Below are 15,080 nucleotides of genomic sequence, written 5' to 3' on the forward strand. Positions count from 1 at the left end.
CGGTTGCCGCCGAGAGTCCCGGCTGCCCTCGACGCGGACCATCGGGTACCCGGCCATGTCCGCCGGCGGGGTCGTCGTCCCGTGCCAGCCGACCAGCACTCGTCCGAAGGAGTCGACGTAGTACGTCCCGCCCTCGTGCACGCGTGCCAGGGCGCCGCACCAGGCACGCCGAGCAGCGCACACTTCTCCACGAGGACCCGAGGCATCGCGGGGTGGTTCCATGCCCGGAGACCGCTCACAAAAAGTGAGTACTCGCGAAAGGAGACATCCCCCTCGAGCTCCCCTGCACGTGCGATCCGCCTGCCCAGACGGATGCGCGGGTGGGCGCACGGGCCAGACCTTCAGGCTGAGGCCAAGGCGGAGTCCCTTAGGGTGGTGGCAATTCCTGCAGGCCAGCGAGCATCCTTGGGGTGTTGGTGGGCCATCGTGGGTGTCCAGAGTTTCGACCAAGAATCCTAGGAGTGTTCCCACGATGGCCCGCAACCAGTCTGCCCTGTCCACCTTGATCAGTGAAGTCCTGTCCGACCCGAGCCTTGCAGGAGACGCCGTGTTCCGTCGACTGTTGGAGGCGGGCCTCCAAGACCTCATCGATGCTGAGGCCACCACCAAGATCGGGGCGGGGCGCTATGAGCGCAGCGAGTCCCGCCTCACCCGACGCAACGGAAGTCGCGACAAGACGGTGTCCACCCCGGCAGGAGACGTGGTGGTGGCCATCCCCAAGCTGCGTGAGGGGTCCTTCTTCCCCAGCCTCCTCAACCCCCGCAAGCGGATCGACAAGGCCCTCTACGCCGTCATCTGCCAAGCGTGGATCAACGGGGTGTCCACCCGCAAGGTCGACGAGCTCGTCAAGGCATTGGGATGCGAGTCGGGCATCTCGAAGTCCCAGGTCTCAAGGATCTGCGCCGACATCGACTCCGTGGTCGAGGAGTTCCTGACCCGTCCCCTGTCCCACACGTGGTACCCGTACCTGTTCCTGGACGCCACCTACGTCGACGTCCGCCACGCCGGCCATGTCGTGTCCAAAGCGGTCGTGGTCGCCACCGGCGTCTCCGCCCAGGGCAGGCGTGAGATCCTGGGCATGAGGATCGGCGACAGTGAGTCCACCTACTTCTGGACGGAGTTCCTACGATCCTTGCGCGAGCGCGGCCTCAAGGTCTCAACCGACACTGACCCACTGGGAGTGCAAGTCGTCACCAGTGACGCCCACCAAGGCATCAAGAACGCCGTCAAAGCCATCCTCACCGGCGCCTCTTGGCAACGCTGCCGCGTCCACTTCGCTCGCAACGTCACCCAGACCCTGGGCTCCACCCGCTCCAAGCCCGTCAACGCCCTCATCGCCACCATCTTCGCCCAGACCACCCCAGAGGCCGTCAAGGACGCCTACCACCAGGTCGTGGCCTCCCTGACCCCGACCTTCCCCCAGATCGCCCAGATGCTCACCGACGCCGAAGTCGACCTCACCGCCTTCGCTGACCAGCCCCGCCCCCACTGGCAGAAGATCTGCACCACACAACCCCATCGAGCGACTCAACCGCGAGATCAAACGCCGCACCGACGTCGTCCAAGTCTTCCCCGACGACGCCTCCGCCACCCGCCTCATCGGAGCCATCCTCCAAGACCAAAACGAGGAATGGCAATACGGGGAACGCCGCTACCTCTCAGAGACCTCCATGCGCGACCTTACTGACCAACTCACCCACCCCAACCACCCCGACCCCACCCACCTCCTCACAGCCTGAAACCAACCCCCACCAGCCCAAACGAAACAACAGACACTTACACCACCAACAGGGACTTGATCGAGGCCAACGCCTCTCGGATCACCTCGGAGCGGGACTTGCCCTCCCGCTTCGCCCGCGCATCAAGAGCAGAGAGTTCTTCCACCGTCAGGCGAAGGGCGACGACCTGTGACGGCCCAGCTCCACGCCCGGGCCGTCCGCGTCCCCGCTTCCTCAACGCTTCGAGGTCGAACCCGGTCTCGGCCCCGTCCACCCAGGCCGCGATCTGTTCCTCGGTGACGGGAACGCCGTTGATCGTCTCTTCCTCAGCCATGCCATCAATGTCATACGAAATCGAGCCCATTGTGGGCGCTTCTGACTCTTCCGTGGGTCATGGTCGGCCGGGGAGGGTGGGGCGGTGGCCGCCGAGGGTGAGCATGGCCAGGGCGATGAGTGCGTCGGGTGAGCGGAACCCGTACGCGACGCGGGTGATGAGTCGGATCTTGGTGTTGACGGACTCGATGCGTCCGTTGGAGAGGCCGTGCTCGATCGCGGCGAGGATCCTCTCGCGGTGTTTGACGATCGAGCGTTGGAGTTTCACGAAGGCGGGGATACGACATCGCCTGGCCCAGGAGATCCACCGCTCCAGTGCGTCGATGGCTTGCTCNGTCCAACAACCCCATCGAGCGACTCAACCGCGAGATCAAACGCCGCACCGACGTCGTCCAAGTCTTCCCCGACGACGCCTCCGCCACCCGCCTCATCGGAGCCATCCTCCAAGACCAAAACGAGGAATGGCAATACGGGGAACGCCGCTACCTCTCAGAGACCTCCATGCGCGACCTTACTGACCAACTCACCCACCCCAACCACCCCGACCCCACCCACCTCCTCACAGCCTGAAACCAACCCCCACCAGCCCAAACGAAACAACAGACACTTACACCACCAACAGGGACTTGATCGTGGATTCTGATGTCAAATAACTCCGAGTTCTTTTCGGATAAGAAGCCCGCCGCAGTCTTCAAGCATGGGATCATCTCACGGTATCCGCTGATCTTCTTCTCGAAGACGGGCTCAATTAGCGAAGAGGGTCGAGGCGTCTACTTTGATGCCTTCGCGGGGCCGGGCCGTTATTCCAATGGTGAAAAGGGTTCTCCTGTCATTGCATTGGATATGGCGACAACGGTTCAGAAATTCGGTCGAGAGATCACTTGTGTCTTCACCGAAAAGAACTCAGCCTACGCCGAGGAGCTCGCCGAGTGTCTTGCAGAGCAGGCTCGACTTAAGCACATCGAAGTGCACAATGATGAGGCGATCGAGCAAGTCGATCATGTGCTTGATCTGGNGCGCGACGATCACCCCATGCTCAGTACACTTCACACGCGGCGCCTCCGCTTCCAGCCACACCGGGACAGGGCCCAGGTCCAGCGCCCTCCACCGCCGCAGCCCCTCACCGAGGTCGTAACGGGCAGCACGTCTGCCGCACCTCCCGCACCGAGGCCTCAGCTTCCCCGACGCACGCACCGACGCGACCACGATGCCCTCGTCCGCGTCATACTCGACCTGCTCGACGACCGTGGTCTTCTCGACTCCCAGCAGCCCTCGCCATAGGGTGGTTTCCTGCACGCCGTTCTCCCTGTTTCGTTACTGACTCTCGACAAGCCAGGAACATAGACGAGAGAACGGCGTGCACCCGTCCAGACCCGCCCAACCACCCACAGATCAGTCACAAGAGCCCCATTGTGGGCGCTCCCGTGGACACCGACCCGGTCCTCCGTGGCGCAGCACCACGACGGGTCCCAACAGCGCGGTGGCCGCCCCTCGTGCACCTGTACGAGGGCGGCCACCGCTGCCGCGTTCCGGGTCTCACTCCCCCGTGAACTCGGGCTCCCGGTGCTGGGCTGCCGCGATGTTCGTCTCACGGAAGTCCGACGAGAGGGCTCCCAGACACAGGTAGTCGGCCTCGACCTGGAAGTAGGTCTGCAGCGTGTAGTCCTCCATGTGGTTCGAGATCGCCTTCGTGTGGGCGACACCGACCGGCGACTTCGCGGCGATCCGCACGGCCAGGTCGTGGGCCGCCTCCATCGCGGTGCCGTCCGGCACCACGTCGAGGACCATCCCGTACTCCTTGGCGGCGGCCGCGCTGATGGGTTCGGCGAGCATGGCGAGCTGCTTCGCGCGCATGGGACCGACGAGCCGCTGCAGGGCCCACAGGCCACCCGTGTCGGGGCTCATCGAGTAGTTGACGAAGAGCTCGTGGAACACGGCCGACTCCTGGGCGATCACCAGGTCGGTGCTGAGCAGCAAGTTGCAGCCCCCGCCCAGGCACTGTCCCTCCGCCACACCGATCACCGGCTGCGGCATGAACATCATGGCGCGGATCAGCTCACCGATCTCGGTCATGACCTGACGCCCGGCGGGCAGCGAGACCGCGAACTTCGACTTGAGGACGGACAGGTCCCCGGGCCCGAAGGAGACGGGTCCGGTGCCGTGCAGGATGACGACGCGGATCTCCCGGTCGACGCGGATCTGGTCGATGGCGGCGGAGAGCTCGTCGATGAGCTGCTCGGAGAACCGGTTGAGGTTCTCGGGCGAGTCGAGGGTGACCGTGGCGATGTGTGACTCGTGGTCCAGGTCGACCGTCACGACGTGGTCGTAGGTCTTCTCATAGGGATACATGTGTGCTTCTTTCATCCGTGACTGGAGTCCGGCCGGAACCCGGCCGGGATGTCGGGGCCTCAGCGCTGGACCAGTTGGGGGTGCGCCCCACTGAGCAGCAGTTGCACCCGGCCCGCGATGGCAGGGTTGTAGGCCGGATGGGTGAGGATGAGGAAGGTGTCGTCCTCGACCCCCCGGATGATCGTGTCGACCGCCTCGGCGACGGGGAGCCCGTAGGGCAGGGAGCCCTCGACCACGGCCCAGCGCTTCTGGTAGTCCTCGGACTGCAGGTAGGGGTGGTCGGAGGGGTCGAACCCGGGTTGGTCGCGGTGTTCGTTGCACCGCGCGAGGTCCGTCTGGACGACCGCCGGGCACACCGCGTGCGCCTTGACGGGTGAGTGGGTGGTCTGGAGCTGGAGGTCGAGCACCTCCGTCATGCCCAGCGCCGCGAACTTGGAGGCGACGTAGGCCGGGGAGTTCTCCACCGTGAGGAGTCCCGCGATCGAGGCGGTGTCGACGATGTCGGAGGGGAAGCCCTGCTCGCTCATGCGCGGCACGAATGCGGCGATCGTGTTGACCAGGCCCTTGACGTTGACACCGAGCAGCCAGTCCCAGTCCTCCAGGGGCTCCTCCCACAGGAGGCCCGCGGAGATGACGCCGGCATTGTTGAAGAGCACGTCGACGCGCCCCAGTTCCCCGAAGACCCGGTCCGCGAAGGCGCGCACGGCCGGGGCGTCCACGACGTCCCCGGGCACCGCGAGCACAGTACTCCCAGCAGCGACCAGTTCCTGACGGATCGCCTCCAGATGCTCCTTGTCGATGTCGTAGAGAGCCAGCGCCGCCCCCGCACCTGCGAAACGCCGTGCCAGTTCGGCCCCGATGCCGTTGGCGGCGCCGGTGACGACGACGACCTTGTCTGAGTAGTCCTTCATGTCCACACATCCCTTCATTGGGTGGCCGGCCGCCTGCGGCGGCCGGGTCGTGCTGCCACCGGGGGCGACCCACATCGGTCGCCCCCGACGGATGCTCAGATCATTCCGCGACGCATCATCATCGAGACGGCCTCGACGAGGGCCTCCGCGGAGGCGCCACCGATGGCCATGACCTTCCCGTCGCGCCAGAAACGCTCGACGCCGGTCTCGCGGATGACGCCGACACCCCCGAAGATCTGGATGGCGTCGCGCCCGACCTCCTCCGCGACCCGGGACCCCTCGACCTTGAGGAGTCGACCACGCGCGAGCTCGAGCTCGCCGGCGTCACGCTGGGCGTAGGTGGAGTAGACGAGGGCTCGCAGGGACTCGATCTGGGTGTACATCTTCATCAGCTTGTGGCGGGTCACCTGGAAGCGGTCGAACTGCGTCTGGCCCATCTGGACCCGCTCCATCGAGTAGGCCTTCGCCATCTCGTAGGCGCCCTCGGCGATGCCCAGGGAGACCGGACCGCAGGAGAGGAACTCGGCAGTCGCGGAGATGAACATGGCCTGCAGAGCCTGGTCCTGGGCGCCGACGAGGTTCTCCTTGGGGATGCGGCAGTTGCTGAAGGACAGGGAGCCGGTCGCCGAGCCGTGCCACCCGAGCTTGTGCTCGGCCTTGCCCACCCCGAAGCCGGGGGTGCCCGCCGGCACCACGAAGGCCGACAGTCCGGTCTTCGCCACCGGGTCCGGGTGCTCGGCGGTGACGGCGACAATCACGTAGTAGTCGGCCACTCCGATATTGGAGACGAGGACCTTGCCGCCGTTGATGACCCACTCGTCCCCGTCCAGGACGGCGCGCGTGGTGTACTCGCCCTGGTCGTCGCCCCCGATCGCCTCGGTCTGTCCGCAGGACAGGACGACCTCGCCGGTGGCCGCGGGCGCCAGCCACTTGGCCTTCTGCTCCGGGGTGCCGAGCATCTGCAGGATGCCGCCGGCCAGGAGGATGTGCGCGCCCATCGCGATCGTGAGGACCGGGCTGACCTTGGCGATCTCCTCCAGGACGAGGGCGTTGGTGGTCTGGTCCATGCCCAGGCCACCGTCCTCCTCGGGCACGGTGATACCGAGGAGGCCCAGCTCGCCGGCGCGTTTGAAGAGCTCGAGGGGGAACCTGTCGTCCCGGTCGATCTCCAGTGCCTGCGGGGCGACCTCTGTCTTCGCGAACTCGCGGGCGATGGCCAGGACGGCCTCACGGTCGTCGTTCATGTACCACATGCTCATGATGCGTCTCCTTGGTTGATGTCGGTGCCGCCCACCACGTCGGGTGGGGCGGGCGGCCGGGGTGGGGTTGGGTGTGGGGGTGGGCCCTCACGAGGCCCGGTAGGTCACGCCGAATCCGGAGTGCGGGTACGTCCAGCGGACGATTCCCCCCGGCGTGCACACCACGCGGCAGGTTCCGCACTCGAGGCATCCGGCGTGGTCGAAGTGCATCTGGCCGCCCTCGTCGCGGGTGAAGAGGGAGGCGGGGCAGGCCGCGATGCACGCGTGGTGCGGGCATCCGGCGCAGACCGTGGGGTCGATCGCGATGTGGGCGTAGTCCTCGTCCACCTCGAAGCTGTCGCGACCCAGCAGGTCGGAGACCTCGAGCCGTCGCTGCGTGTCCTCCACCGGGCTCACAGTCCCCTCACCGCCCTCATCGCGTCTCCTGCCGCGTCCCTCATGCGCACGCGGGAGGACTTGAACGTGTGCCACAGCCGGGGCACGACCCTCTGGGGTGGGGTGTGCGGGCCCGGGTCGGGCACGGTGAACAGTTGTCCGGCCATCTGCAGGGCCAGTGCCGGGTAGTCGGCGTAGATCCTGTCCGCCCCGAGGAAGCGGGGGTATCCCTTGGCCTCGCGCATGATCGCCATCAGTCCGGTGCCCTCCAGCTCCGCCCGGTACGACTCCTCCGTGGGGCCGTTGCCGAGGATCGCGCGGGCGGCGGCCAGACCCGACAGGATCGCGAGGTCCATACCGCGGATGGTGTAGCCGAGGTTGAGGATGAACCCACCCGCCTCACCGGTGACCATGAAGCCGGGGGCGGTGAGGTGTTCGGGGACGCCTGCGAGCCCGTCCTCGCGGACGAGGTGGGCCGCGTACTCCACGACCTCTCCCCCACGCAGCAGCGGGGCGATGGCCGGGTGGGCGCGCAGGTCCTCCAGGAGCCCGCGGGGGGTCCCGTCGATGCGTGCCAAACCCATCGGGTCCACGACGATGCCCAGGGCGACCGAGATGGCGTTCGTGTAGAGGAAACCGCCGCCGTGCAGACCGCGGGTGCAGCCCACCATCAGCTGGGCGACGCCCTCGCCCTCGCCGACCCCGAAGCGGTTCTCGATCGCGCCCTGCGGGAGTTCGATGACCTCCTTGACGCCGGTGGCCACCTGACCGGACACGGGCGGTCGGACGATCCCGACCTCACGCGCCAGCAGGGAGTTGGTGCCGTCGGCAGCCACCACCACGTCGCTGCGCAGTTCCTCGCCGTCGGCGCGGATGCCCACGACCACCCCGCTCTCGCGGACCAGGCCGTCCACGGTGATCCCGGGGACGACCATGGCGCCGGCCTCCTCGGCCAGTCCCGCCATCCACTCGTCGAGGACGGAGCGTGTGACGGTGACGGACTGGGGGCTGTCGTCCGCCCTCGTGGGGGCCTGGGTCGAGACCAGCACCGAGCGGTCGCCATCGATCAGCCCGATGCGCTCCTGGACGACGTGGCGTTCGGCGGGCACGCGCTGGGCCAGGCCCGGCTCCAGTGCGTCGAGCGCTGCGGTGTAGAGGCGTCCCCCGGAGACGTTCTTCGCGCCGGGTGTGACACCGCGGTCGACGAGGATCACGCTGCGGCCGGCCCGTGCCAGTGTGAGGGCGCAGGCAGATCCGGCGGGTCCGGCGCCGACGACGATGACGTCGGTGTGTTCCTCCTCCATCACTTCGCCCCTGCGGAGAGCCGTTCGATGAGGGCGGGGACGATGCCGTAGAGGTCGGCGACGACCTGGTGGTCGGCGTCCGCGATGGCGGGGCTGTCACCGTCGGTGTTCACCTCGACGACCACATTCGCCCCGCGCATCCCGACGGCGTGCTGCACCTGGCCGGACACTCCCAGGCCGAGGTACAGGGCGGGTGAGACGTGGAGGCCGGAGATGCCGATGTAGCGCTCCACGGGCAGCCATCCGCGGTCCTCGGACACCGGGCGGGTGCAGGCGACCTGGGCGTCGAGGGCCTCGGCGAGTCGGTCGACCAGGTCCAGGTCGGAGCGCTCCTTGAGGCCCATGCCGACGCACACCACGCGCTGGGCGTTCGTGAGGTCGACGTCGGACTTCGGGCGCTCCTCGAGTCCGGTACGCACCACCCGGGTGTCGGGGGCGGTGACCTCGACGGTGTCGACGGTGGGGTCGGGCGTGGGGGCGTCAGCGCCCGCGCGGGCGACGACGGAGACCACCGCGGGTCCCTCCCACGCGAGTGCCGCCACGGCACCGCCGGCGTAGACGACCCGCTCGGCGCGGCCACCGTTCGCGGTCAGCTCCAGTGAGACGGCCTCGGGGACGAGGGCGACGTCGAGTCGCTGGGCCAGGCGTGCGGCGATCTCACGTCCGGCGATGGTGGCGGGCACGAGGACGAGGGCGCACCCGTGCTCCCGCGCAATGGTCTCCAGGGAGGGCACCGTGGCCTCGGGGCGTGCCCCGGTGGGGAGGACGGCCCGGAGAAGGGTGCCACCCAGTGAGGCGGCCTGGCGTTCGAGGTCGGCAGCGAGCTCGGGGGTCTCGACGACGAGGATCGTGCTCATGCGAGGACTCCGTCCTGCTGGAGGGAGGAGATCAGGGAATCGGCGATCTCCTGTGGTGTTCCGTCGTGGCGCACGTGGCGCCGCTCCGCGACGTAGCCGGTGGTCCGTGCGGTGTGCGTGCGGGGTGCGAGGTCAGCGGTCGCGAGGCCGAGGTCCTCGACAGTGACCTTCTTCTTGGCCTTCTTGGCGGCGCCCATCACGGCCTTCAGGCCGGGGATGGGGGCCGGGGCGATCTCCGGGACCACGGAGACGACGGCGGGCAGTGAGCACTCGACGTGCTCGATGGCGTCATCGAGGACCCGCGTGGCGCGCAGCGTCGTCCCGTCGACCTCGATGGACTGGGCGTTCGTGATGAGCGGCCAGTCGAGGAGTTCGGCGATGCGGGGGGCGGTCTCGTGGGCGTAGGTGTCCGCTGCGCCCTCGGTGGTGATGACCAGATCGGCGCCCTCCACGCCACGGATGGCCGCGGCGAGGGCCTGCGCCGTCACGCGGCCGTCGACCTCGACGCCACTGGGGGGGAGGACCTGGAGGGTGGAGTCCAGGCCGCGGGCCAGGGCGTCCTTGAGCCCGACCGGGGTGATGTCCCCGAAGGTCAGGCCGACCAGCTCCTGGCTGGTGCCCGATGCGGTCGCGCGGGCGGCTGCGGTGAGACGTGCGCACTCGATGGTGTTGCGGTCGTAGGGCGAGATCTCGTGGCGCGCGCGGCTCGTGTCCAGGTCGTGCGTGGAGGGATCGGTCCTCAGGTCCTGGTCACTCACGACCCACTTGAAGCAGGCAATGATCGTCATCGGGTTCCTTCCATTCCGGTGCGGTGTCGGTGCCGACCCCGCCACTTCGCGGAGGCGTCGTCGGCATCGCTCCTTGATGAACCCAATCCTTCGCGGTCGTGCCCGTCGGGGTGGCGCGGATCGTGGTGGCCGTCGGACACCGTGTGGTGGGGGTCGGACACGGCTGCCGAGCACGGGGGAACGGACGCGAAAGGACGGTCACCGCGCGAGGGGAACGGGGCCGGGCGGGGGCCAGCCGGGGTACGGAGGAGGCAGTGCGGTCGTGGCACACCGCGTCCCTCCGCAAGGACGGGCGGGGCGCTGCCGAGGCGGCGCAGCTCGGGAGATCAGGAGAGGAGCTGGCGACGGAAGGATCCGGGAGTCTGCCCGGTCTGGCGCTGGAAGAACTTCGAGAAGTTGGCGGCATCGCCGAAACCCACGGTGTGGGCGACAGCGGCCACCGGCATGTCGGTGAGGGCCAGGAGGCGCTCGGCCTCGGCGCTGACCCTCTCGTCGATGACCTGTCGGGGTGGTGTGCCGACCTCCTCGTAGCACACCCGCTGCAGGGTCCTCGCTGAGTAGCCGAGTGCTGCGGCGTACTCCTCCACCGTGTGCATGGTGCAGCACTGCGCCTCGACCATGTCGAGGAAGTCCCGGACCACGGGGTTGACCGCGTTGGAGGCGGCACGCTCACGCGGGACCGACTGCACCCGCATCACCAGGGCACACAGCAGGTGACGCAGGAGGGGCAGGCTGCGTGCCTGTACCGCCCCGGTGGGTCCGGACACGTACCGGGCGTACTCATTGTCCAGGACGGTGACCAGGGCATTGACCTCGTCGAGGTCACTGCCCTGGAGGTTCCACATGCCACCGACAGGACTGGAGATCTGCGGGGAGCCGGGTGAGAGGAAGGCGGCGGTGAAGCACACCGCACGGCCCTGGATGGCGGGCACCCGTTCGTGGACGGTGCCTGACGGGATCCACAACAGGGAACCGGGCCTGTGGTGCACGTCCTGGAAGTCGACGACCTGCGTGTCGTTGCCACCGGTGCACAGCACCATGATGTGGAAGGACGCCCGGAGGAGTTCGGCGTCGGGGCAGCGGGTGCGGCACCCGGACGCGGCGCGGATCTGTGCCACGCACAGTCCCAGATCAGGGCGAACAGGGTGACGCGCGTCCAGCGTGGACACGGCCGACCTCATCATCGCTGCCATGCGACACACCCTAGGTGAGCTTCCTGGAAGGTGACAGGGCACTCGGTCCCGGGTGGGCCGGGCGGGGGTGGGCACGCACTCCGTCCCTGCGAGCGGATCGTCGGGAGGGACGTGGTGGAAGGACTGCCACTCCCCCATGACGTGGGACAATCGCGGACGTGTCAATGACGTGGGATGAGCGAATCGCGGCGTTCTGGGACCGTGTAGATGATGCGTACCCCCAGGAAGTACTCGACGACATGCGCATCCTCGTCGAGGAACGCGACACGGACGACCCCGAAGCACTGTTCGAGTGGGCATCGGCGCACGACTTCCTCGGCAGGGAACGCGAGGCAATCCCGCTGTACCGCAAGGCCCTCGACCTGGGGCTCTCAGGAGACCGCCTGCCCCAGGCGATCATCCAATTGGCGAGCTCACTGAGGAACATCGGTGAGCCTGAAGCAGCGGTCGAGCTGCTGCAGAACGCGCCGACCTCCGCCATCACCGGGGACGCACGGCAGGCCTTCCTGGCCTTGGCACTGCATGACTGCGGAGACCACGCCGCCTCACTACGAACCGCACTTGAGGCACTGGCGCCCACGCTGCCGATGTATGGGGGCGCAGTCTCCCGATATGCCGCGCAGCTGATGGAGTCCTCGAACGAGGACTGACGCACGCGCCTCTGGCTCAGAGGTCTGCTCCGACTAGGAGGAACGGGTCCTCATACGAAGGGCGTCCCCATCGGCACACCTCGGAGTCGAGCGAGACCAATGTGGTTGCTCGAGCGCCGTGAGAGGCTTGATGCATGACCTCTCCGCAGACTCTTGAGGACGCTGATCGGCGTCTCGTTGCCCTGTGGGCGGCAGACTGCGCTGAACGAGTTCTGCCGCTGTTCGAGGCCGAGGCCCCGGACGACAGCCGTGTGCGGGACGGCATCCTGCGGGCGCGTGCATATGGCCGTGGCGAGCTCGATGCCGCTGGCGAGATCAAGCGGAGGTTTGTCGCGGGCCGGGCGGCTCAGTCTGCGAAGTCTCCTGCTGCGGTCGCAGCTGCTCGGTCTTCCGGACAAGCATCGGGAGTTGCCCACATGGGCGCACACGCGCTGGGTGCGGCCACATACGCCGCGAAGGCCGCTTCTCTTGCGGAGACCAACCACGAGGCCGCACGCCGCGATGAGGTTCGCTGGCAGATCGACCACATGACAAGCGAGGTCCGTGCAGCACTGTCGAAGTTGCCCATGCTCGGAGAGGACTCATCCGGGCCGTTGGGAAGCGGACTCCTGTCGTCGGGAGTGCTTGCCGCGACGATCCGCGAGATCCAGTCGGTGTTGGCAGACGCCTCTACGTTCGTCAGGTTCCCGCAGGGTTCGGCCGAGGTCTGAACTGGGCCAGTGGTCGGTCCTAGTCCGGCTCTGTCCTCGATGCCGTTGTCGACTGCGGGAGTGGTCGACAGGATCACGGGAGGGACGGCGGGATCCTTGGCATCCCGGCTCGACGGAACGCCGCGTCTGGAGCTGGCGGCCCGACAGCTCGCACTGAACCTCATGCGCAAGGGCTCGTCCCTGTTGGCCCGCTTCCGCTGCGACGACTTCGTGTATAACGCGCTGCTGGCGATCGAGGAGCCAGCGAGATCATCAACTACCAGCCGGAGTGAATCCAGAAGAACACCCGTCGACGAGGGCGAGAGCAGCGAGCGCTTGCGGGCGCTGACCCGGGATCGAGAACCGCGAGCCGCAGCGAGACGCGCCATCGATCTCTTGCTTTGTATCGCCCATGGTGATACTTTCCAAGCATGGAGGTGACACAAGCGCTCAAGGAGCTGGCAGACCTCACCGCTTCGCAGTGGGGAATGGTGACGACCGCCCAAGCCAACACACTCGGCATCAGCCGCCTGCAGCTCTCCCGTCTGGCCGAGGGCGGCCATCTTGAACGTGTGTCCCACGGAATCTACCGCGACCCGGGGGCTCCTCCAGAGCGCTATGACACTCTCAAGGCAGCCTGGCTTTCGATTGACCCTCAACGCACCGCCCAGGACCGCCTCTCGGACAGGCCTAGTGATGCCGTCGTCTCCGGTGCGGCAGCTTCCCATCTTCTCGGCATCGGCGACCTCGTTCCGGAACCCTACGAGTTCACCGTCCCCAGGCGCCGACAGACTCAACGCACCGAGCTCACGTACCGCGTCCGGGAACTTCCACCAGAGGCTCTGACCATGCGTGAGGGCCTCCCCGTGACCACCCAGGAACAGACGATCGCCGATCTGGTCGAGTCCCGGATCGACCTGTCGCTCGTGGCGGACGTCCTGTCCGAGACCGAAGCACTCGACTCGAAGAGGCTTGCTGCGCTGCTCTCCCCGCTGGCGCAGAGGAACGGTTTCGAACGCGGGGACGGCGAGGCTCTTCTCGACGAACTCGAACGCCTCGCCCATCGGGACGTCGCTTCGCTCGCGCGAGCGGTGTCGGGAACCGCGCTGGCTGGGGAGATCTCGAAGCAGTTTCTCCATGCTCTCGACCCCGTGGCACAGGCTGCAGTCATGGCGGAGATCGCCCGGACGAACGATGCTCTCAAAGAGTCTGTGGCAACGAGTTCGGCGGTTCACGCCATGCAGAACGTGCTACATGAACTTGTCGAGGCCACATCTCGTCTCTCGTTCCCGCAAGAGACAACGAACCTGTTCATCACCGCGATGAAGAAGCTCCAAGGGACTCTGATCGAGCCTCCTGCGCCCCCAGCGACACTTGACGACCGGACCCGCAGACAGATCATCAGCATGGCCGAACAGATGAAGCACCTTCAGCAGCTGTCTGACAAACCGGCCACGGCGCAACACCCGGAAAGGTGACCGAGGAGCAATGACGGGAGACGTGAAGCGATACGCCAACTGGCGAGCAGTTGAGTCAGCCATCAAGGCCGCGGCACTGAGAGTGAATGACGAGAACCCGTCACGTCAAGTGGGGGACCTGATCCGGCAAGCCCACTACGACCGCTTCCTGAGCCGCGTCTTCAGCGAAGGTGCAGCATCGGAATGGGTCCTGAAGGGTGGCTCGGGGATGCTGGCAAGAGTCCCGAACTCCCGACGTACCCTCGATGTCGACCTGTACAGGGAAGGGTACGACAAGCACCTCGCCCTGACCGATCTCCGTCACCTGGCCGAAGTGGATCTGGGAGACTACTTCGTCTTCACCTACACCGAGCACCATCCGATCCTGACCGACGATCTCCAGCCGTACACAGATGGTTTCCACGTGGCATTCGATGCAAGGCTGGGTCCGAAACCCCTCGGGACCATCAAGGTGGATCTCTCGACGCACGACGGCGCGACCGATGAGATCAGCGGCACGCTGCCGGCCAACCGTCTTTCGCTGCCAAACTTGGCATGCAGTCCATACCGGCTGTATCCGTTGCCCAAGCAGATCGCGGACAAGGTCTGCGCGACACTCACCTCGCACAACGGTAGGCCGTCCAGCCGGGAGAAGGACCTGGTCGATCTGGTGATCATCGCTCTCACCCAAGCGGTCAGCGCGGACACCACTCGCGCTGCCATCCTCCACGAGGCGAGACTGCGTGGGATCACTGCGCCGGATACCTTCGCGTTGCCGCTGTCCTGGGGAACGGCCTATACCAAGCTCGCCAAGAACAGCGCTGCCGCCGGCCAGACTTTCGCAGACGCCCGAGACCTCATGAAAGATTTCGTCGATCCGGTCCTCTCGGGATCGGTCGGCGGGACCTATTGGAACCCGAAACTCCTGACCTGGGAGCAAGCACCATAGAGGTCGCGTTGACAGGTCATGGCCTGCGGGTGGGGCGATTGCTCCAGTGACGGCGGGTCCAGGCTTCGCGGATGAGGCGTCAGTGGTGATGATTGGTGCGGCGAGGTCTGTGCGACGCTGGCCTCGTACTCGGGACGTCCCTGGAGTCGCGAGAAGGATCTGATCGATCTCGTCATTGTTGCTCTGTCCCAGAGTGTCGATGGTGGGAGAACCCACGAGGCATTCGTCAAGGAGGCCGAGCTGCTCGG

At 66.9% G+C, this 15,080-nt stretch carries 13 protein-coding genes and 5 pseudogenes; 7 read left to right on the forward strand and 11 right to left on the reverse strand.

Annotated features, from left to right (window positions below):
- Positions 1 to 472 precede the first annotated feature (472 nt).
- A pseudogene (locus BQ9890_RS05170) lies at positions 473 to 1,739 on the forward strand (IS256 family transposase).
- 37 nt (positions 1,740 to 1,776) lie between these two features.
- Here BQ9890_RS05170 and BQ9890_RS05175 read toward each other — a convergent pair.
- Both BQ9890_RS05175 and BQ9890_RS05180 read right to left on the reverse strand, forming a co-directional pair.
- The gene (locus BQ9890_RS05175; protein ID WP_075892758.1) at positions 1,777 to 2,052 is read right to left on the reverse strand and encodes a ribbon-helix-helix domain-containing protein; all 276 of its coding nucleotides are present in this window, start codon (positions 2,050 to 2,052) and stop codon (positions 1,777 to 1,779) included.
- A 57-nt stretch (positions 2,053 to 2,109) separates the two neighbouring features.
- Positions 2,110 to 2,385: pseudogene (locus tag BQ9890_RS05180) on the reverse strand (ISL3 family transposase); the annotation flags it as partial.
- Positions 2,386 to 2,387: 2 nt separating this feature from the next.
- On the opposite strand from BQ9890_RS05180, the pseudogene BQ9890_RS05185 reads away from it, so the two are divergent.
- Together BQ9890_RS05185 and tcmP are read left to right on the forward strand one after the other, a co-directional pair.
- Positions 2,388 to 2,621 (forward strand): annotated as a pseudogene (locus BQ9890_RS05185) (transposase); the annotation flags it as partial.
- A 72-nt stretch (positions 2,622 to 2,693) separates the two neighbouring features.
- Positions 2,694 to 3,017, forward strand: a pseudogene (gene tcmP / locus BQ9890_RS16840) (three-Cys-motif partner protein TcmP); the annotation flags it as partial.
- Positions 3,018 to 3,068: 51 nt separating this feature from the next.
- On the opposite strand, the pseudogene BQ9890_RS16200 reads toward tcmP, so the two are convergent.
- The 9 genes and pseudogenes from BQ9890_RS16200 to BQ9890_RS05235 form a co-directional block, all read right to left on the reverse strand.
- Positions 3,069 to 3,347: pseudogene (locus BQ9890_RS16200) on the reverse strand (transposase family protein); the annotation flags it as partial.
- A gap of 240 nt (positions 3,348 to 3,587) precedes the next feature.
- Positions 3,588 to 4,400: an enoyl-CoA hydratase/isomerase family protein gene (locus BQ9890_RS05200; protein ID WP_075889893.1), complete on the reverse strand. Its 813-nt coding sequence runs from the start codon at positions 4,398 to 4,400 to the stop codon at positions 3,588 to 3,590.
- Positions 4,401 to 4,459: 59 nt separating this feature from the next.
- Positions 4,460 to 5,311 (reverse strand): SDR family NAD(P)-dependent oxidoreductase, encoded by an 852-nt coding sequence (locus BQ9890_RS05205; protein ID WP_075892760.1) that lies wholly within the window; start codon positions 5,309 to 5,311, stop codon positions 4,460 to 4,462.
- Between the two features lie 95 nt (positions 5,312 to 5,406).
- Positions 5,407 to 6,570: an acyl-CoA dehydrogenase family protein gene (locus tag BQ9890_RS05210; protein WP_075889895.1), complete on the reverse strand. Its 1,164-nt coding sequence runs from the start codon at positions 6,568 to 6,570 to the stop codon at positions 5,407 to 5,409.
- A gap of 87 nt (positions 6,571 to 6,657) precedes the next feature.
- Positions 6,658 to 6,957: a ferredoxin family protein gene (locus BQ9890_RS05215; RefSeq protein WP_043536735.1), complete on the reverse strand. Its 300-nt coding sequence runs from the start codon at positions 6,955 to 6,957 to the stop codon at positions 6,658 to 6,660.
- Positions 6,958 to 6,962: 5 nt separating this feature from the next.
- Positions 6,963 to 8,249, reverse strand: a complete 1,287-nt coding sequence (locus BQ9890_RS05220) for an FAD-dependent oxidoreductase (RefSeq protein ID WP_075889897.1) — start codon at positions 8,247 to 8,249, stop codon at positions 6,963 to 6,965.
- Positions 8,249 to 9,106, reverse strand: a complete 858-nt coding sequence (locus tag BQ9890_RS05225; protein WP_075889899.1) for an electron transfer flavoprotein subunit alpha/FixB family protein — start codon at positions 9,104 to 9,106, stop codon at positions 8,249 to 8,251. The genes BQ9890_RS05220 and BQ9890_RS05225 overlap by 1 nt, the downstream gene beginning before the upstream one ends.
- Positions 9,103 to 9,894, reverse strand: a complete 792-nt coding sequence (locus BQ9890_RS05230; RefSeq protein WP_075889900.1) for an electron transfer flavoprotein subunit beta/FixA family protein — start codon at positions 9,892 to 9,894, stop codon at positions 9,103 to 9,105. The genes BQ9890_RS05225 and BQ9890_RS05230 overlap by 4 nt, the downstream gene beginning before the upstream one ends.
- Before the next feature lie 326 nt (positions 9,895 to 10,220).
- Positions 10,221 to 11,087 (reverse strand): helix-turn-helix domain-containing protein, encoded by an 867-nt coding sequence (locus BQ9890_RS05235; protein WP_075889902.1) that lies wholly within the window; start codon positions 11,085 to 11,087, stop codon positions 10,221 to 10,223.
- Positions 11,088 to 11,251: 164 nt separating this feature from the next.
- On the opposite strand from BQ9890_RS05235, the gene BQ9890_RS05240 reads away from it, so the two are divergent.
- The 4 genes from BQ9890_RS05240 (at position 11,252) to BQ9890_RS05255 (ending at position 14,832) form a co-directional block, all read left to right on the forward strand.
- Positions 11,252 to 11,737, forward strand: a complete 486-nt coding sequence (locus BQ9890_RS05240) for a tetratricopeptide repeat protein (RefSeq protein WP_075889904.1) — start codon at positions 11,252 to 11,254, stop codon at positions 11,735 to 11,737.
- Between the two features lie 134 nt (positions 11,738 to 11,871).
- Positions 11,872 to 12,447, forward strand: coding sequence for a putative immunity protein (locus BQ9890_RS05245; RefSeq protein ID WP_075889906.1), 576 nt, complete (start codon positions 11,872 to 11,874; stop codon positions 12,445 to 12,447).
- Between the two features lie 410 nt (positions 12,448 to 12,857).
- The gene (locus tag BQ9890_RS05250; RefSeq protein WP_075889908.1) at positions 12,858 to 13,904 is read left to right on the forward strand and encodes a type IV toxin-antitoxin system AbiEi family antitoxin domain-containing protein; all 1,047 of its coding nucleotides are present in this window, start codon (positions 12,858 to 12,860) and stop codon (positions 13,902 to 13,904) included.
- Between the two features lie 10 nt (positions 13,905 to 13,914).
- Positions 13,915 to 14,832 carry a nucleotidyl transferase AbiEii/AbiGii toxin family protein gene (locus BQ9890_RS05255; RefSeq protein WP_075889910.1) on the forward strand — a complete coding sequence of 306 codons (918 nt, stop codon included), beginning with the start codon at positions 13,915 to 13,917 and terminating at the stop codon, positions 14,830 to 14,832.
- Positions 14,833 to 15,080: the final 248 nt, after the last annotated feature.

Source organism: Actinomyces provencensis (assembly GCF_900155435.1).
Taxonomy (GTDB): Bacteria; Actinomycetota; Actinomycetes; order Actinomycetales; family Actinomycetaceae; genus Pauljensenia; species Pauljensenia provencensis.

Coding starts and splice junctions, on each gene's coding strand:
- BQ9890_RS05205 (WP_075892760.1), bottom strand. CDS start 5,311: ATGAAGGACTACTCAGACAAGGTCGTCGTCGTCACCGGCGCCGCCAAC.
- BQ9890_RS05255 (WP_075889910.1), top strand. CDS start 13,915: ATGACGGGAGACGTGAAGCGATACGCCAACTGGCGAGCAGTTGAGTCA.
- BQ9890_RS05220 (WP_075889897.1), bottom strand. CDS start 8,249: ATGGAGGAGGAACACACCGACGTCATCGTCGTCGGCGCCGGACCCGCC.
- BQ9890_RS05210 (WP_075889895.1), bottom strand. CDS start 6,570: ATGAGCATGTGGTACATGAACGACGACCGTGAGGCCGTCCTGGCCATC.
- BQ9890_RS05235 (WP_075889902.1), bottom strand. CDS start 11,087: ATGGCAGCGATGATGAGGTCGGCCGTGTCCACGCTGGACGCGCGTCAC.
- BQ9890_RS05225 (WP_075889899.1), bottom strand. CDS start 9,106: ATGAGCACGATCCTCGTCGTCGAGACCCCCGAGCTCGCTGCCGACCTC.
- BQ9890_RS05245 (WP_075889906.1), top strand. CDS start 11,872: ATGACCTCTCCGCAGACTCTTGAGGACGCTGATCGGCGTCTCGTTGCC.
- BQ9890_RS05240 (WP_075889904.1), top strand. CDS start 11,252: ATGACGTGGGATGAGCGAATCGCGGCGTTCTGGGACCGTGTAGATGAT.
- BQ9890_RS05250 (WP_075889908.1), top strand. CDS start 12,858: ATGGAGGTGACACAAGCGCTCAAGGAGCTGGCAGACCTCACCGCTTCG.
- BQ9890_RS05230 (WP_075889900.1), bottom strand. CDS start 9,894: ATGACGATCATTGCCTGCTTCAAGTGGGTCGTGAGTGACCAGGACCTG.
- BQ9890_RS05200 (WP_075889893.1), bottom strand. CDS start 4,400: ATGTATCCCTATGAGAAGACCTACGACCACGTCGTGACGGTCGACCTG.
- BQ9890_RS05175 (WP_075892758.1), bottom strand. CDS start 2,052: ATGGCTGAGGAAGAGACGATCAACGGCGTTCCCGTCACCGAGGAACAG.